This is a genomic window from Dolomitihabitans soli (genome assembly GCF_022213955.1).
GTDB classification, from domain to species: domain Bacteria; phylum Actinomycetota; class Actinomycetes; order Streptosporangiales; family Streptosporangiaceae; genus Streptosporangium_A; species Streptosporangium_A soli.
Genome location: NZ_JAKNTW010000001.1, coordinates 45456 through 71165, shown reverse-complemented (window position 1 = coordinate 71165; position 25710 = coordinate 45456). Strand labels below are relative to the sequence as shown.

Sequence of the window (25710 nt, the reverse complement as noted above, 5' to 3'; positions counted from 1 at the left end):
CGGCTCCCTCACAGCCGCCCGCTCCGGTGGGCCGGCCCGCCATCACGCTAGCCCGGTACCCCGACACTCAGCAAGCGCTTGCTCAGCAATGATCGTCCCCGCCGTTCTATAGGATCGGGTGATCCCTAGCCCCTCCTTAAGGCAGCCATGCTCGATCCTCGACTCCACCCCGTCCCGCCGTACTCCGCCCTGATCTTCGACTGCGACGGCACGCTCGTCGACAGCGCGGCGGCCAACGAGAAGGCCTGGCAGCAGGCGCTGGCCGACCACGGAGTGGACCTCACGCCGGAGTGGTACCAGGCGAGGACGGGGCTGTCCGCCGACGCCCTGCTCACCGCACTGGAGACCGAGACGGGCGAGCCGCTCGACCGGCAGGCCGTACGCGCCGCGGCGCTCGACGCGTTCGCCTGGCTGGTCGACACGGTCCTGCCGCACGCCCCCGTCGCCGCCATCGCGCGGGCCAACCACGGGCGGGTCCCGATGGCCGTCGCCTCCGGCGGCGCCCGCGTCTCCGTCGAGGCCAGCCTGCGCACGACCGGCCTCCACCCGCTGTTCGCGGCGATCGTCACCAAGGACGACGTACAGCACGGCAAGCCCGCCCCCGACATCTACCTGCTGGCCGCCCAGCGCCTCGGCGTCCGGCCCGCCGAGTGCGTGGCCTACGAGGACACCGACGAGGGGGTGGCCGCCGCGCTGACCGCCGGAATGCGGGTCATCGACGTACGGCCCGCGCTGCCCCGGCCGCAGGCGGGACTAATTGGCTAGCGCTACTATCTAACTATGCGCATTTCCGAACTGAGCGCGGCGTCCCAGGTGCCCATCCCCACGATCAAGTACTACCTGCGTGAAGGGCTGCTCCCCCAGGGCGAACAGACCTCTGCGACCAGGGCCGTCTACGACGAGTCGCACCTGCGCAGGCTCCGCCTGATCCGTGCCCTGCTCGAAGTCGGACGGCTGCCGCTCGCCACGATCCACCGGGTGATCGCGGCGGTGCAGGACGAGGAGCTGGGGATTCACGAGTTGCTCGGCGTCGCGCACTACGCCCTGGCCCCCGAGGTCGAGCCGCATCCGGACGACGCCGACTGGCAGGCCGCGCGCGAGCGGGCCGACGACTTCATCGCCGGCCTCGACTGGGAGATCCACCCCGACGCGCCCACCCGCGCGGAACTGGCCCAGATGATCGTGACGCTCGACCGGCTCGGCATGGGCTTCTCGGCCGAGGCGCTGCGCCCCTACGCGGAGGCGGCCCACCGGCTGGTCGCCGATCACGAGCTGGCCCGCGTCCCCTTCGACGGCCCCCGCGACAAGGCGGTCGAGCACCTGGTGACGGGCACGGTCCTCTACGGGAAGGTCTTCGACGTCATGCGCCGCCTCGCCCACGAGTCGGAGTCGGCCAAACGAGTCGGCCGAACCGGTCGGCCCGCGACGGTGACCACTCACGCGACGCACTAAGTGTGGCCGCACGCCACCAGGAACCAGGTCGTACGGCCGCATCCCTCCTCCTGGTGGCCCCAGTCGGCCGCCAGGGTGTCGACGAGGAAGAGGCCGCGGCCGTTCAGGTCGAAGTCGTCCGCCTGACGCAGGACCGGGGCGGTGTGCCCGCCCTCGTCGGCGACCTCGACCAGGATGCCGCCGGGGCACTCCATGACGCTCACCTTGATCGTGCCGCCCCTGCCCGAGGCCGTGTGCACGACCGCGTTGGTGACGAGTTCGCTGGCCAGGAGGGTGACCTCGTCGATCGCGTGCCGTCCCGGGTCGAGCACCGCCCGCAGGTAGTGGCGCGCCTCCGCCGCCGCGGCAGCCGTGCCAGGGATGGCTAACGATCCCAGCAACCTGGCCGTCCTCATGGCTCCCCCTAGAGCTCGCCGAAACCGCCCCCGCATCGGCTCCGTAGCCGTATGGTTACACCTTGTCGCGCCATCAGGGGCGCCGCAAGGGAATCGGACCATAATGCGGAGAAGCAATGCCTTACGTTCCCACGGTGCGTGGTAGGCGTCTCGCGCATGAGCTCCGCCGCATCCGGGAGGGGAAGGGCCTCAGTGGCGAGCAGTCCGCACGACTGCTCGGCTGGGACCAGTCCAAAATCAGCCGCATGGAGACCGCGCGCATGCGCATCACCTCAGGTGAGGTGATGGAGCTGTGCGAGGCCTATTCGGTCGACGGCGCGGAGCGCGAGGAGCTGATCCGGCTCGCCCGCGAGGCACGGCGTCAGGGGTGGTGGCATCCCTATCGTGACGTGCTCAAGGAGGGCTTCAGCCAGTTCCTCAGCTTCGAGGCCGAGGCCGTGACCTACCGCAGCTACGAATCACAGGTGATCCCCGGGCTCCTCCAGACCGGCGCGTATGCCCGCGCCGTGTTACTGGGGTCTCGCCTGCGTAGCTCGGACGAGACCGAACGCGCCGTGAACGTGCGGCTCGCCCGGCAGAAGAGGGTCACCATGGCGGAGAATCCGCTCAACGTCTGGCAGATCGTCGAGGAGGCCGCGCTCCACCGCATGGTGGGCGGTCCCGAGACGATGCGCGAGCAGCTCAGGCATCTGCTGGAGCTGGGCGAGCGGGCCAACGTGTCGCTACAGGTCCTGCCGTACAGTGCGGGAGTTCACGCGGCGATCGACGGCCCGTTCGTGCTGCTGACGTTCGACGGCTACCCGGATGTGCTCTACCTCGAGCACCTCATGGGGTGCGTGTATCTCGAGGAGTCCGAGGACGCGACCACCGCGGAACGGGTCTTCGACCATCTGCGCGCGGCCGCGTTCAACACGGGCGACTCGGCGGCCCTGATTCGCGACGTGGCCGAGAGAATTACGTTGAAAGAGCGTTGAGATGACAGATTTCAGCTCGTCGGACTGGTACAAGAGCACGCACAGCGGCAACGGCGGCAACTGCGTCGAAGTCGCTCAGGCCGGAACCGCCATCGGCGTCCGTGACTCCAAGGATCCCAGCGGGCCCGTTCTGGCCTTCACCGGGCCCGAGTGGAGCGCCTTCGTCCGCGGCGTCAAGGACGGAGAGTTCGACCTGAACCGCTGAACGACGGCACCCTCTTCCGCCGCTCGCGCCCACCGGCGCGGGCGGCGGTTTTCGTCGGCCGTGATACGCTCCCAAGCGAGCGCTTGTTCCGGAGGAGCTGCCGATGAAGTTCTCGACCTTCCACCTCTTCCACCGGTTCGACGGCCAGAGCTTCAAGGAGGTCTACGACTACCATCTGGAGCTCGCCGAACTCGCCGAGGAACTGGGCTTCGACGGCGTACGGCTGGCCGAGCACCACTTCCGTGACTACGGCGTCGCACCGAACCTCTTCACGGTGCTCGCCCACCTCGCCGCCCGCACCTCCCGGCTGCGGCTCGGCACCGGCATCGTGGTGCTCCCCCTGCACAACCCCGTGCACGTCGCCGAGGAGGCCGCCCAGGTCGACCTGCTCTCCGGCGGCCGGCTCGACCTCGGCATCGGACGCGGCTACCAGAGCGCCGAGTTCGAGGGCTTCGGCATCGACCTCGCCGAGGCGCGCGACCGGTTCAACGAGGCGCTGGAGATGATCCTCGGCCTGTGGACCAGCGACGTCTACCGGCACGAGGGCAAGTTCTACCGGACCGGCGCCGAGGTGTCGCTGGTCCCCCGCCCCCTCCAGGACCCGCACCCGCCCATCCACGTGGCCGCCGTCTCCCCCGAGACCGTCACTCTGTACGGCGAGCGCGGCCTGCCCATCCTCGCCGACCCCGCCGCGACCTTCCGCAAGGTGGTGAAGGCCGCGGCGACCTGGCGGGAGACCGCCGCCGCCGCCGGTCACACCCCGGACGACGCCGAACTCGTGGTGGCCCGCAGCGTCTACGTCGCCCCGACGGCCGAGCAGGCCCGCGAGGACCAGGCGAGGTTCGAGGCGATGTTCGACCGGGCCCGGATCTTCAACGAGCGGAGCGCGCCCATCGACCCGCGCACCGGCGACGTGGCCCAGGGCTTCGAGTACTACCAGGACCGCTATCTCAAGGGCGGCACGGTGAGCAACGACTTCCGCTGGGAGCAGCTTGAGGTCATCGGGGACCCCGCACGCGTCATCGAGCAGATCACCGTGCTGGCGGAGGCCGGATTCGGCAACCTGCTGTGCGACTTCGGCAGCACCCGCCCGCTCCCCCTCGACGAGATGAAGCAGGTCATGCGCTTCTTCGCGGCCGAGGTCATGCCCGCCTTCCGCTGATCCCCCCGGGAGCCTCCATGATCCACTCCCTCACGCTGTCCGACCTGCTGGCCGAACACGCCCGCAGCCGTCCGGGGGGCACGGCGGTCGTCGACGGCGACGTACGGCTCGGCTACCCCGAACTCGACGCCCGGGTCACCCGGCTCGCCGGGGCGCTGGCCCGCCGGGGGGTCACGGCGGGCGAACGGGTGCTGTGGCTCGGCCGGAACTCGCATGCCGTACTGGAGCTGCTGTTCGCCTGCTCCCGGCTCGGCGCGGTCTTCTGCCCGGCGAACTGGCGGCAGTCGGCCGGTGAGCTGGCCTTCGTCGTCGACGACCTCGCGCCCAAGGTGGTCGTCTGGGAGAAGTCGGCGGCGGCGGAGACGCTGGCGGGTCCGGGCTGGGTGCCGGCCGGGACCGCGTATGAGGACCTCCTGGCGGGCGGCGGGCCGCCTGGCGGAGTCCAGCCGGATCCCGCCGAGGTGGACGACTCCGCGCCGGTGCTCGCGCTCTACACCGCCGCGTTCGACGGCCGTCCCCGCGCGGCCCTGCTCAGCAGCGCGGCGCTGCTCGCGCACGGCGCGTCGTTGCTGGTGGTCAGGCAGATGGAGCCGGATTTCATCTTCCTGAGCAACGGCCCGCTGTATCACGTGGGCACGATGATGTTCTGCCTGGCGACCTTCCAGATCGGCGGCACCAACGTGATCACGCCCGCCTTCGACGCGACCGAGGTGTGCCGCCTGGTCGAGGCCGAGCGGGTCACCCAGGCGTTCCTGTTCGGCCCGATGATCGACGCGGTGACCGCCGCCAACGCGGACGGCGCGTACGACCTGTCCTCGCTGCGCTTCGTCGCCCATTCGCCCGAGTGGGACGCGATGATCACCGTGGACGACTCGCCGTGGTGCCGGTCGAAGATGGGCGGGTACGGCCAGACGGAGGTGGGCGGGATGCTCACCTTCCTCGGCCTGGCGCCCGGAGCCATCGGGTTCGCGGGCCGTCCGTCACCGCTGGTCCAGGTACGTCTGCTGGCGGCCGACGGGTCGGAGGTCGCGCAGGGGGAGGTGGGCGAGATCTGCGCACGCGGAAAATCCCTTTTTTCCGGATATTTCAACAGACCAGCGCTAAACGCCGCTAAATCAGCCTTTGGCTGGCATCACACCGGCGACCTCGGCCGCCGCGAACCCGACGGCACCATCACCTTCATCGGCCCCCTGCTCCGCATGATCAAATCCGGCAACGAGAACATCTACCCTGCCGAGGTCGAACGCGCCCTGAAGTCCCACCCCGCGGTCCAGGACGCAGCCGTGATCGGCGTCCCGGACGAGCGCTGGCACCAGTCCGTCAAGGCCGTCGTGGTCCGCTCCGGCGACGCGACCGCCGACGAGCTCATCGCGCACGTGCTGGGCCAGGTCGCCTCCTACAAGAAGCCCCGGCAGGTCGTCTTCACCGACTCCATCCCGAAGCAGGGGCACCTCCCCGACTACGACCTCCTCGACGCCGCGCACGGTGGCGGCGGCTACCCAGGAGCCACCTGAGACGGCCCGGTGCGCCCCGGTCAGAGGATCGCCAGCGGGTTGATCGGGCTGCCGGTGCCGCCCTCGATCGCGAGGGGGGCGGCGGTGAAGAGGAAGTCGGTGCGGGCGGTGGCCGCGAGGTCCTCCAGCCAGAGCATCTCCGCGAGGTGGATGCCGTGCCGCCACAGCAGGATGAGGTGCAGGTCGTCGTCGAGGGCCTCGTCGGCGAGCTGGTCGGCGTTGAGGCCGCCGATGGCCGCGTTGTCGCAGGCCACCATGGCCACGTCGCGGGCGGCCAGCCAGCGGCCCGCCGCCGCCGACAGACCCGGCTGCCCCGACCAGTACTCCTCCCGCGACCGGTTCCACACCAGCGGCCAGCCGGTGCGGACCACGGCCACGTCGCCGGGCCGTACCTCGGGGTGGATCTCCTCCAGCAGCGCTGCCGTGATCCTGAAGCCGGCGGGCAGGTGGTCCAGGCCGAGGTGGCGGGGGACGTCGAACAGGACGCCGCGGGCCACGACGCCGCCCGCCACCTCGATGCCGCAGCGGGTGGCGCCGTAGGAGCGGACGCGAGCGGCGGGGTGGCCGTTGTAGAGCTGTTCGCCCGCCCACATGTGGCAGAGGGCGTCCATGTGGGTGGTGGTGCCGTGCGGGGTGACCACCAGGGCGTCGTCGGCCAGGCGCAGGCCCGCGCCGATCGCGCGGGCGCCGGCCGCGTAGTCGCCGCCGTCCACGGACATGAAGTGCTGGGGCAGCGGCCTGCCGCGCAGATGCGGAACGGTGGTGGGGGCCGGTGAGGAGGTGGCGCCGCGGATCGGCATCGCCAGGCTGATCACCTGGCCGGTGGTCGCGGCGGCCAGGGCGGCGAGCACCACGGGCGGGGTGAGGAGGTTCAGCGTCCCCCGCTGATCGTCTGGGCCGAAGCGGCCCCAGTTGTTAGGCTCGGGTGGCAAACTAGAGCTTCCTTCTAGTCGGAGGTCTGGCATGACGGTTGTCCACGGCCACTGCGATCCGCGGTTCGCACCCGTGCGCGAGGTGTTCGAACGGCACTTCGCCCAGGGCGAGGAGCTGGGGGCGGCGTTCGCCGTCGTGCACGACGGCGAGACCGTCGTGGACCTGTGGGGCGGCGTGGCCGACCGGCACACCGGCCGGCCGTGGGAGCGGCACACGCCCGTGCTGGCCTACTCGTGCACCAAGGCCGTCACGGCGACCGTCCTGCTTTCGCTCGCCGAGCGCGGCCATCTCGACATCACGGCCCCGGTCGCCGACTACTGGCCGGAGTTCGCCGCCGCCGGCAAGTCGCGGATCACCGTCGAACACCTGCTGACCCACCAGGCCGGGCTGCCGGTCATCGAGGAGCAGGTGCCGGTGACGGAGTTCGAGGACCAGCCGGCGATCGCCGACCGCCTGGCCGGGCAGGCCCCCGTCTGGGAGCCGGGCACCGCGCACGGCTACCACGCGCTGACCTACGGCTTCCTGGTCGGCGAGGTGGTCCGCAGGGTCTCCGGCAAGTCCGTGGGCGAGATCGTGGCGACCGACATCGCCGGGCCCTGCGGCCTGGAACTGTGGGTCGGCGCCCCCGGCGACGTGGTGGAGCGCACCGCCCGGCTGTCCGCCGGCGAGCGTACGGCCGGCACCGGGGCCACCGGGGTCACGGAGCTGCCCGGGAAGCCCGGCGACACCGCCCACGAGCTGGCCAGGGCCACCGCCGACAAGGACAGCCTGATGAACAGGGCCTTGACCAACCCGCCGATGCACCTGCTCAAGGGCAGCGCGAACCACCCGGTGATCCTGCGCGCGGGCTGGCCGGCGCTCGGCATGGTGACCACGGCGCGCGGCCTGGCGGCCTTCTACCGCGAGCTGATCGCCGGGCGGATCCTCAAGGAGACGACCCTGCGCGACGCACTGCGGCCCAGGGTGGCGGGATCCGACCGCGTGCTGATCATCGACAGCTCGTTCGGCCTGGGCTACATGCGCCCCGCGATGACCTTCTTCGCCCCGGCGAAGAGCGCGAAGACCGCCTTCGGGCACACCGGGATGGGCGGTTCGCTCGGCCTGGGCGACCCCGAGCACGGGCTCGGCATGGCCTATGTGATGAACAAGATGGCCCGCGCGCTGACCGGCAGCCTGCGCGCCTACCACCTGGCCGAGGCCGTCTACGACTCGCTGTGATCCCGGCCGTGGTCCCATCAGTGCATCGTGATCCCGCCGCTGACCGACAGCGTCTGGCCGGTGATGTAGGCGGCCCGCTCGGTGCACAGGTAGGCGATGAGACCCGCCACGTCGCGGGGGGCGCCCAGCCTTCTCAGCGGGATGGTTCGGGCGATCTTGGCGACGAGGCCGGGCCGTTCCGCGTCGATCCGGCGGAGCATCGGGGTGTCGGTGGGCCCCGGGCAGACCACGTTGCTGGTCACCCCGGCCGGGGCCGCCTCCCTGGCGAGCGTCTTGGCCAGCCCGAACAGGCCCGCCTTGGTCGCCGCGTACGCCCCTTCCCCGCCCGATCCGGCCCGCGCGCCGTCTGAGGAGACGAAGACCAGCCGCCCCCATTCGCCGGCCAGCATGCCCGGCAGCAGCAGCTTGGTGAGCAGCATGGGGGCGCGGAGGTTGACCCGCCACATCAGGTCCCAGTCGTCCGGGTCGCTGCCGGTGAACGGTTCGACGATCGAGATCCCCGCGTTGTGCACCACGATGTCCATCCGCCCCGCCCGCGCGCACAGCTCGGCGATCGAGGCGGGCTCGGCGAGGTCCACCCGCTCGGGTACGGCCCCCGGCAGGCCGTCCGCCACCTCGGCGGCGCCGGCCTCGTCCACGTCGGCCACGATCACCCGCGCGCCGAGCGCGGCCAGGTCGGCGCAGACGGCCGCGCCGATGGCCCCCGCCCCGCCCGTCACCATCGCCGTACGGCCGGCCAGCCCGCAGCCGTCGATCATGCACGCCTCCCGGAGCTCCGGAAACCTGGCCAGGTCGCCCCGCCGCGTCTCCCTGACCGGCACCGCCGTACGGCCGGCAGGCGACCCATCTTGCCCGAGCGCTTGCTCGGCAGGAGCGTAACACGGCACCCCGAACCCCACGCGTCACGACATCACCGTGAGGCCACAGTCCAGTGCCCAGAGCCCTGCAAATAGCGAAAAAGTGGGAATCGTGACAACCGACGACCCGGGTGAGACCGTCGAGAGATCACAGGCACTCCATGGGGGGCGGATGGTTCCGGGATACCACGAAGTACGCCGGCTCGGCACGGGGGGCGCCGGACGGGTTGTCCTCGCCACCTATGCCGCCACCGGCGCGTATGTGGCGATCAGGTTTCTGCGGCCCCTGCTGTGGGCCGACCCGGGCTTCCTGGCCCGCTTCCGCGAGGAGGCGGGCCGCCTCGTCGAGCTGGAGAGCCCGCACGTGGTGCGGCTGCACGAGTACGTCGAGACGCCGACGAGCGCGGCGCTGGTGATGGAACTGGTGGACGGCGTCTCCCTGCGCACGATTCTCACCGAGCGCGGCACGACCAGCCCGGAGGCCGCCCTGGCCCTGCTGCGCGGCTCGCTGCTCGGTCTCGCCGCCGCCCACGACGCGGGGATCGCGCATCGGGCCTACCGGCCGGAGAACGTGCTGGTCCAGGCCGACGGCGCCGGCAAGATCGCCGACTTCGGCCTCGCCCTCCCCGAGGGGCCACCACCCTACCCCCTGCCGGCCCCCGTGCCGACGGTGGCCGAGGCGCCACCGGACGGCGGCGTGGCGGCCGACCTGTACGCGGCGACGTGCGTGTTCGTCGAGTGCCTGACCGGGCGGCCACCGGAGGACGACACGCTCAGAAAGGTGCCGGGGTCGGTGCGCGAACTGGTCGCGGACGGACTCTCCCCCGACCCCGCCGCCCGCCCGGCGACGGCACGTGACTTCATCGAGGCGCTGGAGCGCGCGGCCGGGGCGGCGTACGGGGCGGAGTGGGAGAAGCGCGGCCGGCGACACCTCGCCGAACTGGCCACGCCGCTCGCCCTGCACTTCCCGCTGGCGGGCCCCGCTCCCGGACCCCGGACCAGGAACGCCCGCCCGCCCGGAGCGCGATCCGCCGGCCTCGGCCTGTTGCCCGGCAGGGGCGGCGGGGAGCGGCGGCGGCCGAGGACCCGCCCGGCGCACCTGGCCAGGCCGCGGTTCGCCGTCATCGCGGCGCTCGCGGCCGCCGCGGTCACCACCATCGTGCTCACCTCCGACAGAGGCCCCGCGGACGGCTCTCCCGACACCTTCCTCGCCACCCCGCCACGCTCCCCGGAGACCGAGGCCGCCGGCCCGCCGCCCACCCTGCCCGTCCGCACCCCGGAGACCGCGAACACCGGCCAGGCAGCCACCGGCCCTCCGGCCGAGAAGCCCGCCCAGAACCCCGCCGTCGCCCCGACCAAGGCGGCATCGCCCGTCGCCCACCGGGTCGGCTCGTTACGCGTCTCCGGCTTCGACGGAGTCAGGGGCACCATCGCCGTGGCCGCGTCGACGGGCGGGAAGGTCACCGTGACCGCCGGATTCGCCGAGGGCCGGAGCCGCGACCACCTGGCGGCCGCGCCCCCGCAGACGTTCACCCTGTCGGGGTCGACGGCCTACGCCACCGTCGTCACGAACACCTTCGCGCCGCCGCCCTGCGAGGTGACCGTCTACCGGCGGCTCACCGTGACCACGGTTCCCGGCGGCGGCACCGCCTCCCGTACCGCCACGGTGCGCGGCCCGGCGTGCGCGGCGCCCGCCGTACTGGAGGTGCGGGTGCTGTCGTGGAACGGCTCGGCGGGCACCGCGCGGGTCACCACGGACGGCCCGGGCCCCGTACGGCTGGGCGTCTCGTTCACCAGGCGGGAGGGGGACGGCCCGGCCAGAACCGTGCACACGGACACCCGCACCCTGAAGGGCCGCACCACGTACACGGTCGAGTTCGGCCGCGCTCCCGAGGCGATCACCTGCGGAGATCGGGCGCACCTCGGGGTCCTGGTCAGCACCGTCCGCGCGGCGGCGACCGGCCCGCAGATCAGCGAGGCGGCCCTGGACGGCCCCGCCTGCCCCCAGCCCTCCCCCACCGGCGTCCAGCCGTCAGGCGACCCCGGGACGGCCGCGCCGCCGGAGGACACGGGCGCGTCTCCGGCGCAAGATCGGGCCCTTGCCGAGTGACCAAGCGTGCGCTAGCTTGGCCATCGATGGGAGCTGACCCCGATCCCTACTGGACGGCCTGCCGGCGCGGCGAGCTGGCCATCCAGCGCTGTACGGCATGCGACGCGCGCGTCCACCTGCCGGCCGCGGAATGTCCCCGTTGCGGCGGTACGGACCTGCCCTTCGAACCGGTCGGCGGCGACGGTATCGTGCACACCTTCACCATCGTGTACCGCTCGTTCGTGCCCGCCTTCCGCGGGCGTGAGCCGTACGTGCTGGCCTGGATCGACCTGCCCGAGGGCGCCCGCGCGTTCGGGAGCGTCGTCGGCTGCCCGCCCGAGCGGGTGACCGTCGGCATGCGGGTCCGTGTCATGTTCGAGAACGACCTACCCGTGTGGAGACCCGCATGAGCAAGCTGGGCAACGTGCTGATTCCCGTCGCCGACCTGGACGCCGCGCTGGCGTTCTACTCCGGGACCCTCGGGCTGGCGGTCAAGTTCCGCGACGGCGACCGGTTCGCGGCGCTCGACGGCGGCGGGACGACGATCGCCCTGGTGACCGCTGAGGAGCAGGTGGCGGGGGCGGTCACCGCGCCGTCGTACAAGGTGGACGACCTGGCGGCCACCGTGAAGGAGCTGACCGCGGCGGGCGCGGCGGTGGTGGCGGAGCCTTCGAGCGGCCCGCACGAGATCCGCGCCGTACTGAGCGACCCCTCGGGGAACGTGTTCGTGCTCTACTCGCCGTTGTAGCAGGCCCTGGAGGCCATGGTGTCATCCCCCTACGGCAACTACGCCTACGCCGTCCTCACCGCGGGCGCGCTGCGCACCCCCGACGCCGTCGCGCTCACCTACTGCGGCGAGCGGAGCTTCACCTACGACCGGCTCAACCGGACGGTCAACCGGCGGGCGCACGCGCTGCGCGCGGCCGGGATCTCGCCGGGGCGGCGGGTGGCCGCACTGCTCAACGAGACGCTGCACGTGGCGGAGGTGTACCTCGCGCAGGCCAAGCTCGGCGCGGTCACCGCCGCGCTCAACCCCTACTGGCCCGCCGAGACGCTCCAGGCCGTCGTCGAGCACTCCCGGTGCACCGCGTTCGTCTACGACGCGACCGTCGAGCAGGCCGTCGCCCGGATCCGCCCGTCGCTCCCCGGCGTCACCACCTGGATCAAGATCGGCGGACCCGGCCGGGACGCGCTCGACCTCGACGAGCTGACCGCCGCGGCGGGCGAGGAGGAGCCCGCGCTCGGCGGGCACCACGACGACCCGCTCGCGCTCTACTACACCTCGGGCACGACCGGCCTGCCCAAGGCCGTCGTCCACACCCACGCCGGGTCGCTGGCCACCGCGCAGATCTGGCTCGACGTGCCCCGCGGCCCGGACCCGGTGCTCGGCACCGGCGCGATCATCTGGGGCATCGGCTTCCCCGCCCTCGTCGGCCCCGCCCTCTACGCCGGCATGCGGCTGGTGCTGGAGCAGGACTGGGGCCCGGCGAACTTCCTGCGGGTCGTCCCCCGCGAGCGGGTCACCCACGTCTCGCAGATCCCGTCCTTCTACTCGGCCCTGCTCGGTTCCGACGACCACGCCGCCGCCGACCTCTCCTCGCTGCGGGTCATCATGCTCGGCGGCGAGCCGCTGCCCGCCGCGCTGCTCGCCCGGATGAAGGAGCGGCTCCCCGGCGCGGGGGTGTACTGCTACTACGGCCAGACCGAGGCCCCCTACACCTGCTTCGGCCGGGTCGACGACGGCAGCACCCCGCTCGGCGCGTCCGGCGTGGCCCGCACCTCGTGCGCGGTCCGCGTCACCGGCCCCGCGGGCGAGCGCCTGGTGGGCCGCCCCGGCGAGATCAACCTCGCCGGGCCGCACCGGATGGCCGGCTACGACGGGCTCCCCGGCAGGAACGCCGAGGTGCTGCGTGACGGCTGGTACGTCGGGGGCGACCTCGGCGTGCTCGCCCCCGACGGCAACCTGACGGTCCTGGGCCGGCGCGAAGACTCCATCCTCAAGGACGGCCACTGGACCCAGCCCGCCGTCATCGAGGACGCCGCCACCGCCCTCGACGGCGTGGCCGAAGCCGGCGCGGTCGGCGTCCCCGCCCACACGGACGGGCAGGACGCGGCCGACCAGCGGATCCTGCTGGCCGTGGTGCCCCGCGCCGGCCACGCCCTCGACCCCGGCGAACTGGCCGCCGCCCTCACCGGCTCCCTCCCCCGTCACCAGCACCCCGACCACATCGTCGTCACCGACCGGCTCCCCCACACCCAGGACGCCTCCGGCGGCCCCGGCAAACTCCTCCGCCAGGCCCTCCGCCCCCTCTACCCCACCCCCTGAACCCGCGCGCCCCTGAATGCCGCCGCCGGCCACGGCGCGCACCGTGAGAGAGGCCGCCCAGTGGTACCCGAGCACGAGGTGAAGTCACTCCTGCGAGAAGCCGGCATCCCGGTCCCCACGGGTGTCGTCATCACGACCGGCGACCCGGACTTCTCCCCGGCCGACGATCTCCGCAGGCCGCTGGTCGTCAAGGCGTACGGTCCGGACCTGGTCCACAAATCAGACGTGGGGGCCGTCCGCCTGAACGTGACCGACCCGGCCGCCGCGGCCGGCGACATGCTCGCCGCGCTGCTCGCCCGGGGCATCGCTCCCGACGGCTTCCTGATCGAGGAGCAGGCGCCCGCGGGGACGGAGCTGATCGTGGGCCTGCTCGACGACCCGGGGTTCGGCCCGATCCTCCTCACCGGCCTGGGCGGCATCTGGACGGAGGTCCTGCGCGACACCGCGATACGCCTCTGCCCCGTCTCCCCCGATGACGTGCGCGCCATGCTGGCCGAGCTCAGAGCCGCCCCTCTCCTGCACGGCCACCGCGGCGCCCCGCCCGCCGATCTCGGCTCCCTCGAACGCCTCCTGCTGGCCGTCGGCGGCCCCGGCGGCCTCTGGACGACTCTGGACCTGGGCGAGTTCGAGCTGAACCCGGTGATCGCCGGACCGGCCGGCTGCGTCGCCGTGGACGCCCGTCTGCTCCCCGCCGCCGCCCCGCGCCGCCTCGCCCGCGCAACCGCCACCGCCGACTTCACGCGACTCTTCGAGCCGAGACGGGTGGCCGTGGTCGGCGCCTCCACCACCAGGCCCGGCTTCGGGAACATGTTCCTGGACTTCTACCGGGCGACCGGCGTCCCGGTGACCGCCGTCCATCCCAGCGCCCGCGAGATCGGCGGCGTCCCGTGCGTGCCCTCCCTGGCCGCCGCCGGGGCCGACTACGCCCTGGTCGCCGTCCCCGCCGACCGCTGCGCCGAGGTCGTACGGCAGGCGGGCCGTACCGGGTTCGTCCAGGTGATGAGCGGCGGGTTCGGCGAGACGGGCCGCGCCGATCTGGAGGACGGGCTGGTGGCCGCCGCCCGGGAGGCGGGCGTCCGGCTGCTGGGCCCGAACTGCATGGGCGTCTACAGTCCCCGGGGCGGCCAGACCTTCGTCGGCGGCGGCCCCGGTCCGGCGGGCGGCACCGCGCTGATCTCGCAGAGCGGCGGCCTCGCCGGAGAGGTGATCAAGGTCGGTGAGCGGCGGGGGCTGGCGTTCAGCCGGGTGGTCACCGTGGGGAACGCGGCGGACGTGGGGCCGGCCGAGCTGCTCCGCTGGCTGTCCGCCGATCCGCACACCACGGCCGTCGGCATGTATCTGGAGGATCCCCGGGACGGCCGCGCCCTGTTCGAGGCGTTGACGGCGATCCGCGGCGAGTTGCCGGTGGTCCTGCTGACCGGCGGCCGGACCCGCCAGGGACGACGGGCGGCGGCCTCGCACACGGGCGGCCTGGCCGGCGACGCCCGCGTCTGGCCGGCTCTCGCCGAGCAGACCCGCGCGACCCTCGTCACCAGCCAGGACGATCTCATCGGCGTCCTGCTCGCGCTCCAGTCGCACCGGGCCCGCCTGACGACGACCGGGGACGGGGTGCTGGTGGTGGGCCCGAGCGGCGGCGCGAGCGTGCTGGCCGCCGACGCCTGCGACACGGCGGGGCTGGTGCTCGCCCCGCTCCCGGACGGCGTGGCGGGGCTGAATCCGATGGAGATCCCGGTCGGCCCGCGGGCCAGTCCGGAGCTGGTCAGGGACACGATCACGGCGATCGCGGGGCGCCGGCCGTACGCCGATGTGATCGCGCATGTGAACGTGCAGAGCTTCTTCACCTATGGCGACTCGGCCGAGCCGCTGCTCGCCTACGCTCGTTGCCTGGCCGAGGTTCCCGGGCTGCTGCCCGGTGCCAGGATCACGCTGGTGACCAGGAACGCGGGGTTCGCTCCCGCCGGGGTGGAGGATGCGGTGCGAGCCGTCGCGGCGGACGCGGCCATCCCCGTCTTCCGGTCGGTGGAGGCGGCGGCCGTGGCCGTCGCCGCCGTCCGGCGTTTCGCCCTGGATCGACGATCATGATGGAGGTAGACATGCCGGGCCTGCTCGAAGGAAAGGTCGCGTTCGTCACCGGGGGCGCCCGGGGGATGGGCGAGGCGCATGTGCGGCACTTCGTCGCCGAGGGCGCGCGGGTGGTGTTCGGCGACGTGCTGACGGAGGAGGGCAAGGCCCTGGCCGCCGACTGCGGCGCCCAGTTCGTACGGCACGACGTGACCGACCCGGCCGACTGGGCGACCGCCATCGCCACCACGGTCGAGACGTACGGCCGGCTCGACATCCTGGTCAACAACGCCGGGATACTGAAATTTCGCACCATCGAGGAGATGACGCTCGACGAGTTCCAGCAGGTCATCGCCGTCAACCTCACCGGCACCTGGCTGGGCGTCAAGTCGGTGACCGAGCCGATGAAGGCGGCGGGCGGCGGCTCGATCGTGAACATCTTCTCGGTGGAGGGCTTCATCGGCGCGGCGGGCCTGTCCGCCTACGCCGCCTCCAAGTTCGGCGTGCGCGGCGTGACCAAGGCCGCCGCCAGGGAGCTGGCCGGTTTCGGGATCCGGGTGAACTCCGTCCATCCGGGCGCGGTGAACACCCCGATGATCATCACACCGGAGCTGCTCACCGAGGTCGACGGCGAGGCGTTCATGCGCTCCATGGTCATCAAGAGGTTCGCCGAACCCGTCGAGGTCTCCCATGTGGTGGCCTTCCTCGCCTCCGACCTGTCCGGCTACTGCACGGGCAGCGAGTTCACCGTCGACGGCGGCATGCTCACCGGCGCGGGTTACTGAGCCGATCCCCGGCCGGGCGCGGCACGGCGCGGGTCAGCCCGTCAGCCCGCCGAAGGTCATCGTCGCGACGAACTGACGCTGCGCCAGCACGAAGGCGATGCTCGAACCAGTTGCGAAATCCACAGGTTTGAGCAACTATAAACAAGATCTCGCCCCGAGAGGAGACTCTCCCACGTGCTGGCGTGAACCCTCACGACACTAATGGGTCGCGCCACTCCGCGCCGCCAGGCCGACGACGCGGAGAGTGCGAAACAGCACGCATGGGCCCTTGCCGCTGACACACACGCAAGGAGAGACATGCGCGTCCGCCATCTCGCGACCACGACCCTCACGGTGATCATCAGCTTCTGCGTGACGATCGCCCTGACGTCCACCGCCCGAGCCCGGACCACCGCACCCCCCGGCACCGCCGCGAGAACCCCCGTGAGCACCCCCGTGAGCACCGCTGTGAGCACCGCTGTGAGCACCGCTGTGAGCACCGCTGTGAGCACCGCCGCCGCGCTGCCCGCTCCCGTCCCGTGTTCCGGCTGCTGGCGTCCCGCGCTGAAGACCTCCTGGCAGTGGCAGCTCTCCTCGGTGCCCGCCGAACCGTTCCTCGACGTCACCATGTACGACATCGACGGCTTCAACGCCTCCGCGGCCACCGTCCGGCGGCTGCACGAGACCAGGTCCGGCCGCAAGGTCGTCTGCTACATCAGCGGCGGCTCGTTCGAGGACTGGCGCCCCGACGCCGCGCGGTTCCCGTCCTCGGTGCTCGGCGACCCGCTCGACGGCTGGGAGGGCGAGCGCTGGCTCGACGTCCGCCAGTACGGCGGAGCCCTCGGCACGATCATGCGAGCCCGGCTGGACATGTGCAAGGCGAAGGGCTTCGACGCCGTCGAGTTCGACAACGTCGACGGCTACACCAACGACACCGGTTTCCCGCTCACCGCCGCCCACCAGCTCCAGTACAACGCCTGGCTGGCCAACGAGGCGCACACCCGGGGCCTGTCGGCCGGACTGAAGAACGACATCTCGCAGATCCCCCGGCTCCTGCCGTACTTCGACTGGGCGCTCAACGAGCAGTGCTGGCAGTACGACGAGTGCACCACGGAGCAGACCGACGACACCGGCTATGACCAGTTCGTCGACGCGGGCAAGGCCGTCTTCAACGTCGAGTACGAGCTGACGACCTCGCGGTTCTGCGCCCGCGCGAACGCGCGGAACTTCAACTCCCTGCGCAAGAACCTCAACCTGGACGCCTACCGCGTCGCCTGCCGCTGATCCCTCGAACGCGATGGGGGGCGCCGGGTCACCGGCGTCCCCGCACGTGTCGCCGCCGGTCAGCCGCCGGTCGCCTTGGCGTACTCGGCCGCTCCTCCCGCGAAGTCGTAGACGACGGTCTGCTCGTTGCCGACCACCCAGGCGTCGTGCCCGGGAGTGGCGACGAAGAGGTCACCGGGACCTGCCTCCCCCTCCGTGCCGTCGTCCATCCTGAAGTGCAGGCGGCCCCTGGCCACGAAACCGTTGTGGTGGACCTGGCACGACTCGGTGCCCGCGATCGGCTTCACGGACGCGGACCACCGCCATCCGGGCTCGAACGTGGCCACCCCGAAGCTCAGCCCGGGCAGCTCGAACACGTCCAGGTGACCCATCATGAAGTCCCGGCGCTCATCGGCTTTGTCGATGTTCTTCGACTCGAACATGGTGTCCCCCTTTGCTCCCATTTCGAGTCTTTCACCGCAGGTCAAGCCGTACAAGAACCCCGCAGGTTCACCGGTGGCGGGCCGGTGGGGACGGGCGGCCCCGGCCGTCCGCCGCCGCTTCTGACGCGATCGCGTGGCACGCGCCCCGGCCTTCCGCGCGGGAGACGACGCGGCCCTCCTCGATCCGGACGGCGACCTCGGTCGCGTCGCCGACCGCCGGCACCCCGGCCGCCGCGGCCGCCACGCCCCACTCGTCGAACACCACCCGCACCCCCGGCCACGCCGACGGCGGGAACGCCTGACGCAGGCAGCCGCAGAGATCGGCGACGACCAGCCGGGCCAGCGGCGCCAGCTCCTGCGGATCACCGGTGACCAGGACCGCGGTGACCTCGGCCCCGGGCGCGGCGCGTACCGCCTCCTCCACGGCCTCAAGCCGGTGCAGCCCCAAGACCGCCACCACACCGTCACCGGCGAGCCGCGCCGGCCCGCCCCGCACCGCGTCCACCAGCGGCGGCGCGGACCACGACTCCCGTACGGCCCGCGCCCGCGTGATCCACGGCGTATCCTCCCACCGGTCCCCCAGGTCGAGGTCCGCCAGCCGTTCACAGGCGCTCACCACGTTGAAGGGCTCGACGAAGCCGGGCGCGGCGGCGGCCATCTGGCTCGCCCCGTGCAGCAACGTGAGCGCCGCCTCCGCCACCCGTACCAGCCGGCCGCCGGGCGTCGCGGGCGGGCTCAGCCGCTCCAGCGCCAGCCCCAGCAGGATCGCGTCCAGCTTCATCAGCTGCGCGAACGGCAGCCGGAACCGCTCCTCGGCCATGATCTCGGGCATCAGATCCACGGCGAGCCGGGCCGGGCCGTACCGGTTGTCGACGGCCAGCGGCAGCCGGGCCACCCAGGCACGGGCGAACGCGCCGAGCGCCTCACCGGCGGTACGCCCCGGCTCGGGCCCCGGCTCGGCGACCGCCTGCTCGGCCCGCTCGGCCAGAACCGTGAAGTACAGGGCCCGCTTGCCGGGGAAGTTGGAGTAGACCGCTCCCCGGGTCAGCTCGGCGCGCTCCGCGATGTCATCGATCTTCGCGTCGCGGAATCCGCGCTCGGCGAACTCGTCCCTGGCGGCGTCCATCACCTTGACACGGTTGCGTTCCCGCATCTCCACCCTGGTGAGCCGGGCCATCATCCCCCTCATTCCGGCGTTTGCCGCGCCTTGCGATCCAAGATACCGTGAAGATCTAGATGGTATGATCATCTGATTTACTGTTCGGAGACCGGGAGGCTCTCATGACCAGCACCGGGCATTTTGTGACGGGAGTCTCCGGCCTGGCGGCCTCCCCCAGCCCGGAAGGCCTGGCACGGGACCGGCGCGACCCGTAACCGACACCGGTTTGACCTGCTCTGACGCTTTCGGTACGCAAAACCCGAAAGAACGGGGTAGCGTCAGGAGCCCACACGGTCTCGGACCGACGTTCACCCGCGTGGGTCCGGCCGCACGGGATGACCAGCCCGACTCCCCAAGTCCTGGTCCCTCCGGGCCCCCGGCCCGCACTACCGATGAGGAGACGTTTCCGAGTGGCACGCATCGGTGACGGCGGCGACCTGCTGAAGTGCACGTTCTGCGGGAAGAGCCAGAAGCAGGTCAAGAGGCTCATCGCGGGCCCGAATCGCATTTGCATCTGTGACGAGTGCGTCGGGCTCTGCAACGAGCTCATCGAGGAGGAGCTCACCGACGCCCCCGAGGGCGGACCGCGGGACCTGCCGAAGCCCCGGGAGATCTACGACTTCCTCGGGCAGTACGTCGTCGGGCAGGAGAGGGCCAAGAAGACGCTCTCGGTGGCGGTCTACAACCACTACAAACGCATCGGGTCGGGACCCGCCGTGAACGGGCGGCACTCCGCGAAGGAAGAGCCGATCGAGCTCGGCAAGTCCAACATCCTGCTGATCGGCCCGACCGGCTGCGGCAAGACCTACCTCGCCCAGACGCTCGCGCGGATGCTCAACGTGCCGTTCGCGATCGTCGACGCCACCGCGCTCACCGAGGCGGGCTATGTCGGCGAGGACGTCGAGAACATCCTGCTCAAGCTGATCCAGGCCGCCGACAACGACGTCAAGAAGGCCGAGACCGGCATCATCTACATCGACGAGATCGACAAGATCACTCGAAAGAGTGAGAACCCGTCGATCACCCGCGACGTCTCGGGCGAAGGCGTCCAGCAGGCGCTGCTGAAGATCCTGGAGGGCACGGTCGCGAGCGTGCCGCCGCAGGGCGGGCGCAAGCACCCGCAGCAGGACCTCATCCAGATCGACACGAGCAACGTGCTGTTCATCGTCGGCGGCGCGTTCGCCGGCCTGGAGCGGATCATCGAGCAGCGGACCAGCCGCAAGGGCGTCGGGTTCGGCGCAGTGATCGCATCCAAGGAGGATCGGGAGGACGAGGACGCCTTCGCCGACGTCATGCCCGAGGATCTGCTCAAGTTCGGGCTGATCCCGGAGTTCGTCGGCCGGCTCCCGGTGGTCACGACCTTCCGGCCGCTGGACCGGACGGCGCTGATGCGCATCCTCACCGAACCGCGGAACGCGCTGATCAAGCAGTACCAGAAGCTGTTCGAGATCGACGGCGTCGAGCTGGAGTTCGCCGAGGACGCCGTCGGCGCGATCGCCGAGCAGGCGCTGCTCCGCCGCACCGGCGCCAGGGCGACCCGCGCGATCCTCGAAGAGGTCCTGCTCAACGTGATGTACGAGGTGCCGAGCCGGGACGACGTGGGCCGGGTCGTGGTCAACCGCGACACCGTGCTCGACAACGTCAACCCGACCCTGATCCCCCGCGAGCTCGCGGACCGCGAACGGGAGCACCGCGAGAAGTCCGCCTGACGCGTCCCGGCTTCAACTCGGCCCGGCTCGGCTTCCCGAGCCGGGCTTTCGCGTCGGCGGACGGGCCGGTTCGTTCGCTCGCTCGTTCGCTCGTGAACCGTTGGCGGACGGGCCGGTTCGGTCGGTCGTTCGCTCGCTCGCTCGTGAACCGGGGTCAGCCGGTCCTCCGCACGGCGTCCAGGCACGGGGCCCGGCCCTGCCGTACACGGGTCAGCCGGCCCCCCGGACCGCGTCCACCCACTTGGACGGGGTGATGAACAAGCCGGTGGCCTCCACCAGCGGGGTGCCGTCCTGGAGGGCGATACGGCCGTCGACCCAGGTCTTTCGGCCCTCCGTCCTGGACATCCGGGCCGTGCCGACCAGCGGGTGGTTGTAGGGCGCCGGGCGCAGGTAGCGGAGGGTGAGGGTGCCGGTCATGCCGGCCGAGCCCGCGGCGGCGGCGCCCTGGCCCAGGAGATGATCGAGGATCATCGCGCTGACGCCGCCGTGCACGGAACCGGGCGGGCCCTCGTGGAGCGGGCGGAAGGTCAGCTCCGACCGTACGCCGCCGTCGGTGTCGAGTTCCACGGTCAGCGGCAGCGCGTGCGGGTTGCAGGTGCCGACGACCGCGTTGCCCAGATGCCTCAGCGTGCCGTCGGGGGCGACTTCGAACGGCTGCGGCGTCTGCCTCCTGGCCGCGCTCAGGCGCTCGGTGAGGGTGGCGAGGTCGGCCGTGATGGCGGTGAGCTCGTCCTCGGCGACATCGGTGAGCGCCACGGCGTCCGCGAGGTCACGGGTCTGCTGCGCGAGAACGGCGAGGGCTGCCAGCCGTCCTTCCGCGTCTTCGGTGGGGGCGAGATCGAGCTTCATGCGCCCATTTTAGAACACGTTCTAACCAGCCGGGGTCGGACGACGAGACCCGACCTCGCGCCGGCGGCGCCCGCCAACCGGGCCGACACCGACCGCCAAAGCACCCTAAAGGTAGATCTTTTGCGACATTTCCACGCAAGTCGGAATAAAGCCCCACATGCCGCTACCTGGGGTTTCTCTCTCCTTGCTACCGGACGCTTACTTGACCCTGCCTTTAGATTGACTTGACCTGCGCTTTTAGCAAGGTAGCCTCCGTCGTCACAGGAGATTACTGACCTATGGCGCCGCCACGTGTGTTCCGATCGCTCTCCCTCGACCGGTTCGCGCGAACGTGCCATCGGATCGAGCCCACCTTCTGACAGCCCGGTCGCGAGGGCGGCGCGACCATGCCCCACGGGCTGTCAGCCGGTCCGCGGACATCCATGAGCCCAGAGATCGAAAAGTTCATCAGCCAGCTCGAATCCGAGCTGGGCTACGCCGAGAAGAACAGTGGCCACACCAAGTTCGGCAAGTGGTACAACAGCGTCGAGTCGGACTCCGACTACTCCTCTCAGCCCTGGTGCGACATGTACATCTCCTGGGCGGCACAGAAGCTCGGCTACCAGGAGTGGGTCGGCCAGTTCGCCTGGACCGTCTCCCACGCCCGCTGGTTCGAGAAGCAGGACGCGTGGGGGCACACCCCCGAGCCGGGCGCGCTCGTCTTCTACGACTGGAGCGGCGGCGACGACATCACGGGCATCGACCACGTCGGCGTCGTCACCAAGGTCACCGGCAAGAAGATCCACACGATCGAGGGCAACATCGACGGCGGCGTGGCCAAGCGCAAGGTGCGCGACGAGAGCAAGGTCGTCGGATACGGCTACCCCGAGAAGGTCAGAGAACAGCTGCAGAAGCGGGAACTGCTGGACGCCACCACCGGCGACCGGGCCGAGGCGGCCACCGGCACGCTGAACGGCCCCGGCCTACCGGACTCCGGCCATCGGTCACTGATCCCCGACGTGGACGCCGAACTGCCGCCGCCCCCGCCCGAGGCGTCCCCCAAGGGAGAGCTCACCGGGAAGTCCCGCGAACCCGCCCAGCCGGCCGCGAAGTCCGCCGAGCCGGGCACCGCCAAACCACGCGCCGACAAGCCCAGTACCGGCGAACCACGCACCGAGACCGACCAGCAAGCGAAGCCCGAGCCCGCCCCGCAGCCCTCGCCCCGCGCCGGCCTCTCCGCCCCGCCCGAGGGAGGCAGGACCACCGACGACCAGCCGACCGCGGGCGAGACCACCAATGTGACGGGCATCCCCCTGTCCGCCGTCCAACCCCTGCACAGCGAACCGCCCAACCTCGGCACCCCGGCCATCCTGGCCCCGGTCCTGCTCGCCGCCCTCGCCCTGATCGCCCATACCAAGACCAAACAGTCCCGCGTACGGCTGGCCACCGCGCTCGCCGTCCCGGCCGGCCCCTCCCGCAGACGAACCCCCGGCAAACGCCGAGCCCCCCGCCGTACGGCCCGCCGCACCACGGCCCCAGGCACGACTCCCAGCACGACTCCCGCCACGGGCACCCGCACCACCACGACCCTCCCCACGACCGAACCGGCACCCCAGACCTGGCCCACCACGGAGTCGATCACCCCGGAATCGGTCACCCTTGGACAGACCACCATGGAACCGGCACTCCACACCCGACCCGCCCCGGAACCGGCCGCACCCGGCCCCGCCACCACAGGACCAGCACTCCGCACCCGGCCCGCCCCGGAACCGGCTGCTCCCACCCCTGCCACAGGACCGACGCTCCAGGAACTGCCCGCCGTCGAGTCCGCCGTCGCAGGGGTCCCCGCCCTGGAGCCCGTGTCCGGGGATCTGCCCGGCAGGTCCACCACCCCACCGCCGGTACCCCCCGAGCAATCCCCCTACCAGGGCAGACGCCGCCGGGAGTGCCCGGTCGAGGAGACGTCGACCTTCGTCCCGGAGCAGCACCCCCGGGGCCGCCGGCATCGCTCCGCCGTCCCGTCCCGCCGGGTCGCCGCGCCCAGCACCGCCTGGGACGTCTTCGACCTCGCGACCGGCTGGGACATCCCCGAGGCGGAGACCCCCTGGAGCCCGTTCCAGCCGGTCGGCGACTCCCCCGACCTCCCCCTGCGCGGACGCCGTCACCGCCGCTCCCACGGCGACGTGCTCGACCTGACGCCCGCCGTACCGGGAGTCGGCGAGCGCGGCGGCAGGCACTCCCGCGTGTGACTCCGGGGCCGCGATCGACGCGCCCGCCGGTCAGAGGACCGCGCGGGCGAAGGCGGTCAGGCGGGGGACGGCTTCGCGGCTGTTCCTCCAGGGGCGGACGATCAGGCGGTCGACGCCCAGGGCGGCCCACCGGTCGATCTCACCGGGGCCGGAGAGATCGTAGGCGTGCACGGTGACGGAGAAGGGACGGTCGTCCCGCAGGGCGGCGAGCCGGTCGAGCGGGGATCGGATCGTGTCGAGGGTGTGGGGCATGCTGATCCAGCCGTCGCAGAGGGTGGCGGCGCGGCGCAGGGCCGCGGCGGACTCGCCGCCGGCCAGGATCGGCAGGTGCGGCTGGACGGGCTTGGGTTCGAAGGCGACCTCGGGGAACCGGTAGAACCTGCCCTCGTGGGCCACGGCCGGTTCGGTCCAGAGTCGTCTGGCCACCTGGAGTGCCTCGTCGAGCCGGGGGCCACGGGTCGCGAAGTCCAGTCCGGCGGCCACCCACTCGCCTTCGTACCAGCCCGCCCCCACGCCGCAGACGGCACGACCGCCGGAGACGGCGTCCAGCGTGGCGAAGGCCCTGGCGGAGACGAAGGGGTGCCGCAGTGCGAACAGGTGCACCGCCGTGCCCAGCTTGACCCGCGAGGTCAGTCCCGCGAGCCAGCACAGGAAGGCCGGAGCGTCGAACAGCGGGGTGGCGGGCGAGATGGCCGGAGCGTCGCCGCCGGGATAGACGGCGAGCGACAGGTCGGTGGCGAACACCAGGTGCTCGGGCATCCACAGCGACTCATATCCCAGTTCGTCCGCGGCGACCGCCACATCCCGCCACACCGCCGGATGCAACAGCCCGAGCGGCACCCCGAGTTTCATCTCGTCCTCCTTCGCGAGCCGGGCCGGGCCGCACCGCCCACCGGGCCACGGCGGACAAGGCTGCGGACTGGAACACCGTGAACGAAGGGACCCGCGAAGCGATGACCGGCGAGCCCAGCGCGCGCAGCGCGGACAGCACGGACAGCACGGACAGCACGGACAGCACGGACAGCGCGGGCAGGGGGACGGCCGGGGAGGTGAGGTCCCCGCGGGAGGCGCCGGCTCGGGAGGGGCAGGGGGTGGGTCATGGCCATCTTCGTGGGGCCGGGGAGGCGAGGAGGGCTTCACGGAGGTGGGAGCGGTGCACGGCGGTGCCTCCGTAGGCGGCGGAGAGGGACCAGACGCGGGCGAGCCAGAGGCGCAGGTCGAGTTCCGCGGTGTACCCGATGGCGCCGTGCACCTGCAGGGCCGTACGGGCGGCGCGTTCGGCGGCCTCGCCCGCGGCGGCCTTGGCGGCGCTGACGTCCCGGGCGGCGGTGGGGAGATCCGCGTCGACGGACAGGGCGGCACGGTAGACGAGCGGGGCGGCGAACTCGATGGCGATGGCCACGTCGGCGAGTTGGTGCTTGACCGCCTGGAAGGAGCCGACGGGCGCGCCGAACTGCCTGCGGGTGCCCGCGTGGCCGACGGACGTGGCCAGCAGGTGGCGAGCGGCGCCGACCAGCTGGGCGGCCACCGCGACGGTGACCCGCCGGAGCGCCGCGAGCGGATCGCCGCCCACCGGCCTGCCCGCGCGCGGTTCGAAGGCGACCGCGTAGAGCCGCCGCACGGGGTCGACGCCCGCCTGGAGGGTGAGCAGCGCGCCGGCCGCGGGCACGGCGTACGGCCGGCCGCCGTCGGTGAGGACGAGCAGGTCGGCGAGGTCGGCGTCGGGCACGTAGACCTGGTCGCCGATCCGCACGCTCACCGCGGTCCGGCCGGCGGCCAGTGCGGTCAGCAGGTCGTCCTCCCCGGCGAGGAGCGCGGGCGCGGCGGCCACGGTCTCGGCGACCGGGCCGGGCAACGCGGCCCGGCCGGTCTCCTCCAGGGCGAGCACGGCGTCGGCGAGGCCCAGCCCGAGCCCGCCGTACTCCTCGGGCACCAGCAGCCCGAAGAGGCCGATCCCGGCGAGCTCCGCCCATGCGGGACGCCGGTCCCTGCCGGTGCGTACGGCGGACGGCGGGCAGTGGTCGCGCAGCACGTCACGCACGGTGGACGCGAGGGCGAGCTGGTCATCGGAGAAGGCGAAGTTCATCGCGGCAGCCCTGCGACGGGTCC

At 72.1% G+C, this 25710-nt stretch carries 24 protein-coding genes; 16 read left to right on the top strand and 8 right to left on the bottom strand.

Going from position 1 to position 25710, the window contains the following annotated elements; all coding sequences use genetic code 11:
- Positions 1–147 precede the first annotated feature (147 nt).
- Complete coding sequence (locus tag MBA17_RS00305) at positions 148–765, top strand: HAD family hydrolase (protein ID WP_238494148.1); 618 nt, start codon at positions 148–150, stop codon at positions 763–765.
- 15 nt (positions 766–780) lie between these two features.
- The gene (locus tag MBA17_RS00300) at positions 781–1452 is read left to right on the top strand and encodes a MerR family transcriptional regulator (protein WP_238494147.1); all 672 of its coding nucleotides are present in this window, start codon (positions 781–783) and stop codon (positions 1450–1452) included.
- Here MBA17_RS00300 and MBA17_RS00295 read toward each other — a convergent pair.
- Positions 1449–1847, bottom strand: coding sequence for an ATP-binding protein (locus MBA17_RS00295; protein WP_238494146.1), 399 nt, complete (start codon positions 1845–1847; stop codon positions 1449–1451). The two genes, MBA17_RS00300 and MBA17_RS00295, sit on opposite strands and share 4 nt — an antisense overlap.
- Before the next feature lie 116 nt (positions 1848–1963).
- Here MBA17_RS00295 and MBA17_RS00290 point away from each other — a divergent pair, with 116 nt between their 5' ends.
- From MBA17_RS00290 to MBA17_RS00275, 4 genes are all read left to right on the top strand, one after another.
- Positions 1964–2821 carry a helix-turn-helix domain-containing protein gene (locus MBA17_RS00290; RefSeq protein WP_238494145.1) on the top strand — a complete coding sequence of 286 codons (858 nt, stop codon included), beginning with the start codon at positions 1964–1966 and terminating at the stop codon, positions 2819–2821.
- Position 2822: 1 nt separating this feature from the next.
- Entirely contained in the window at positions 2823–3026 is a 204-nt protein-coding gene (locus MBA17_RS00285; RefSeq protein WP_238494144.1) for a DUF397 domain-containing protein, read from the top strand.
- A gap of 103 nt (positions 3027–3129) precedes the next feature.
- The gene (locus MBA17_RS00280) at positions 3130–4188 is read left to right on the top strand and encodes an LLM class flavin-dependent oxidoreductase (RefSeq protein WP_238494143.1); all 1059 of its coding nucleotides are present in this window, start codon (positions 3130–3132) and stop codon (positions 4186–4188) included.
- 17 nt (positions 4189–4205) lie between these two features.
- Positions 4206–5702: an AMP-binding protein gene (locus MBA17_RS00275; RefSeq protein ID WP_238494142.1), complete on the top strand. Its 1497-nt coding sequence runs from the start codon at positions 4206–4208 to the stop codon at positions 5700–5702.
- Between the two features lie 20 nt (positions 5703–5722).
- On the opposite strand, the gene MBA17_RS00270 is transcribed toward MBA17_RS00275, so the two are convergent.
- On the bottom strand, positions 5723–6634 hold the full coding sequence (locus MBA17_RS00270; protein ID WP_238494141.1) for a cyclase family protein: 912 nt from the start codon (positions 6632–6634) through the stop codon (positions 5723–5725).
- A 31-nt stretch (positions 6635–6665) separates the two neighbouring features.
- On the opposite strand from MBA17_RS00270, the gene MBA17_RS00265 reads away from it, so the two are divergent.
- A complete protein-coding gene (locus MBA17_RS00265; RefSeq protein ID WP_238494140.1) occupies positions 6666–7853 on the top strand; it encodes a serine hydrolase domain-containing protein in 1188 nt (395 codons plus the stop codon).
- A 17-nt stretch (positions 7854–7870) separates the two neighbouring features.
- Here the strand turns inward: MBA17_RS00265 and MBA17_RS00260 are convergent, their stop codons facing one another.
- On the bottom strand, positions 7871–8611 hold the full coding sequence (locus MBA17_RS00260; RefSeq protein WP_238495004.1) for an SDR family NAD(P)-dependent oxidoreductase: 741 nt from the start codon (positions 8609–8611) through the stop codon (positions 7871–7873).
- 211 nt (positions 8612–8822) lie between these two features.
- Between MBA17_RS00260 and MBA17_RS00255 the strand changes: the two genes are divergently transcribed.
- The 7 genes from MBA17_RS00255 (at position 8823) to MBA17_RS00225 (ending at position 17234) form a co-directional block, all read left to right on the top strand.
- A complete protein-coding gene (locus MBA17_RS00255) occupies positions 8823–10820 on the top strand; it encodes a protein kinase domain-containing protein (RefSeq protein ID WP_238494139.1) in 1998 nt (665 codons plus the stop codon).
- 26 nt (positions 10821–10846) lie between these two features.
- Positions 10847–11209, top strand: coding sequence for a Zn-ribbon domain-containing OB-fold protein (locus MBA17_RS00250; RefSeq protein WP_238494138.1), 363 nt, complete (start codon positions 10847–10849; stop codon positions 11207–11209).
- Positions 11206–11547, top strand: coding sequence for a VOC family protein (locus MBA17_RS00245; protein WP_238494137.1), 342 nt, complete (start codon positions 11206–11208; stop codon positions 11545–11547). Before MBA17_RS00250 ends, MBA17_RS00245 begins: the two co-directional genes overlap by 4 nt.
- Before the next feature lie 15 nt (positions 11548–11562).
- Positions 11563–13125 (top strand): class I adenylate-forming enzyme family protein, encoded by a 1563-nt coding sequence (locus MBA17_RS00240; protein ID WP_238494136.1) that lies wholly within the window; start codon positions 11563–11565, stop codon positions 13123–13125.
- A gap of 78 nt (positions 13126–13203) precedes the next feature.
- Positions 13204–15207 (top strand): acetate--CoA ligase family protein, encoded by a 2004-nt coding sequence (locus MBA17_RS00235; RefSeq protein ID WP_455432660.1) that lies wholly within the window; start codon positions 13204–13206, stop codon positions 15205–15207.
- Complete coding sequence (locus MBA17_RS00230) at positions 15204–15971, top strand: glucose 1-dehydrogenase (RefSeq protein WP_238494134.1); 768 nt, start codon at positions 15204–15206, stop codon at positions 15969–15971. The genes MBA17_RS00235 and MBA17_RS00230 overlap by 4 nt, the downstream gene beginning before the upstream one ends.
- 297 nt (positions 15972–16268) lie before the next feature.
- Positions 16269–17234, top strand: coding sequence for an endo alpha-1,4 polygalactosaminidase (locus tag MBA17_RS00225; RefSeq protein ID WP_238494133.1), 966 nt, complete (start codon positions 16269–16271; stop codon positions 17232–17234).
- Between the two features lie 59 nt (positions 17235–17293).
- Here the strand turns inward: MBA17_RS00225 and MBA17_RS00220 are convergent, their stop codons facing one another.
- Positions 17294–17656 carry a cupin domain-containing protein gene (locus MBA17_RS00220; protein WP_238494132.1) on the bottom strand — a complete coding sequence of 121 codons (363 nt, stop codon included), beginning with the start codon at positions 17654–17656 and terminating at the stop codon, positions 17294–17296.
- A 67-nt stretch (positions 17657–17723) separates the two neighbouring features.
- Positions 17724–18833: a TetR/AcrR family transcriptional regulator gene (locus tag MBA17_RS00215; protein ID WP_238495003.1), complete on the bottom strand. Its 1110-nt coding sequence runs from the start codon at positions 18831–18833 to the stop codon at positions 17724–17726.
- Positions 18834–19225: 392 nt separating this feature from the next.
- Here MBA17_RS00215 and clpX point away from each other — a divergent pair, with 392 nt between their 5' ends.
- A complete protein-coding gene (gene clpX / locus MBA17_RS00210; protein ID WP_238494131.1) occupies positions 19226–20524 on the top strand; it encodes an ATP-dependent Clp protease ATP-binding subunit ClpX in 1299 nt (432 codons plus the stop codon).
- A 210-nt stretch (positions 20525–20734) separates the two neighbouring features.
- Here clpX and MBA17_RS00205 read toward each other — a convergent pair whose 3' ends face one another.
- A complete protein-coding gene (locus MBA17_RS00205; protein ID WP_238494130.1) occupies positions 20735–21373 on the bottom strand; it encodes a PaaI family thioesterase in 639 nt (212 codons plus the stop codon).
- Positions 21374–21795: 422 nt separating this feature from the next.
- Between MBA17_RS00205 and MBA17_RS00200 the strand changes: the two genes are divergently transcribed.
- Complete coding sequence (locus MBA17_RS00200) at positions 21796–23601, top strand: CHAP domain-containing protein (protein ID WP_238494129.1); 1806 nt, start codon at positions 21796–21798, stop codon at positions 23599–23601.
- 30 nt (positions 23602–23631) lie between these two features.
- Here the strand turns inward: MBA17_RS00200 and MBA17_RS00195 are convergent, their stop codons facing one another.
- The gene (locus MBA17_RS00195) at positions 23632–24453 is read right to left on the bottom strand and encodes a TIGR03619 family F420-dependent LLM class oxidoreductase (protein ID WP_238494128.1); all 822 of its coding nucleotides are present in this window, start codon (positions 24451–24453) and stop codon (positions 23632–23634) included.
- 244 nt (positions 24454–24697) lie between these two features.
- Positions 24698–25687, bottom strand: coding sequence for an acyl-CoA dehydrogenase family protein (locus MBA17_RS00190; protein WP_238494127.1), 990 nt, complete (start codon positions 25685–25687; stop codon positions 24698–24700).
- Positions 25688–25710: the final 23 nt, after the last annotated feature.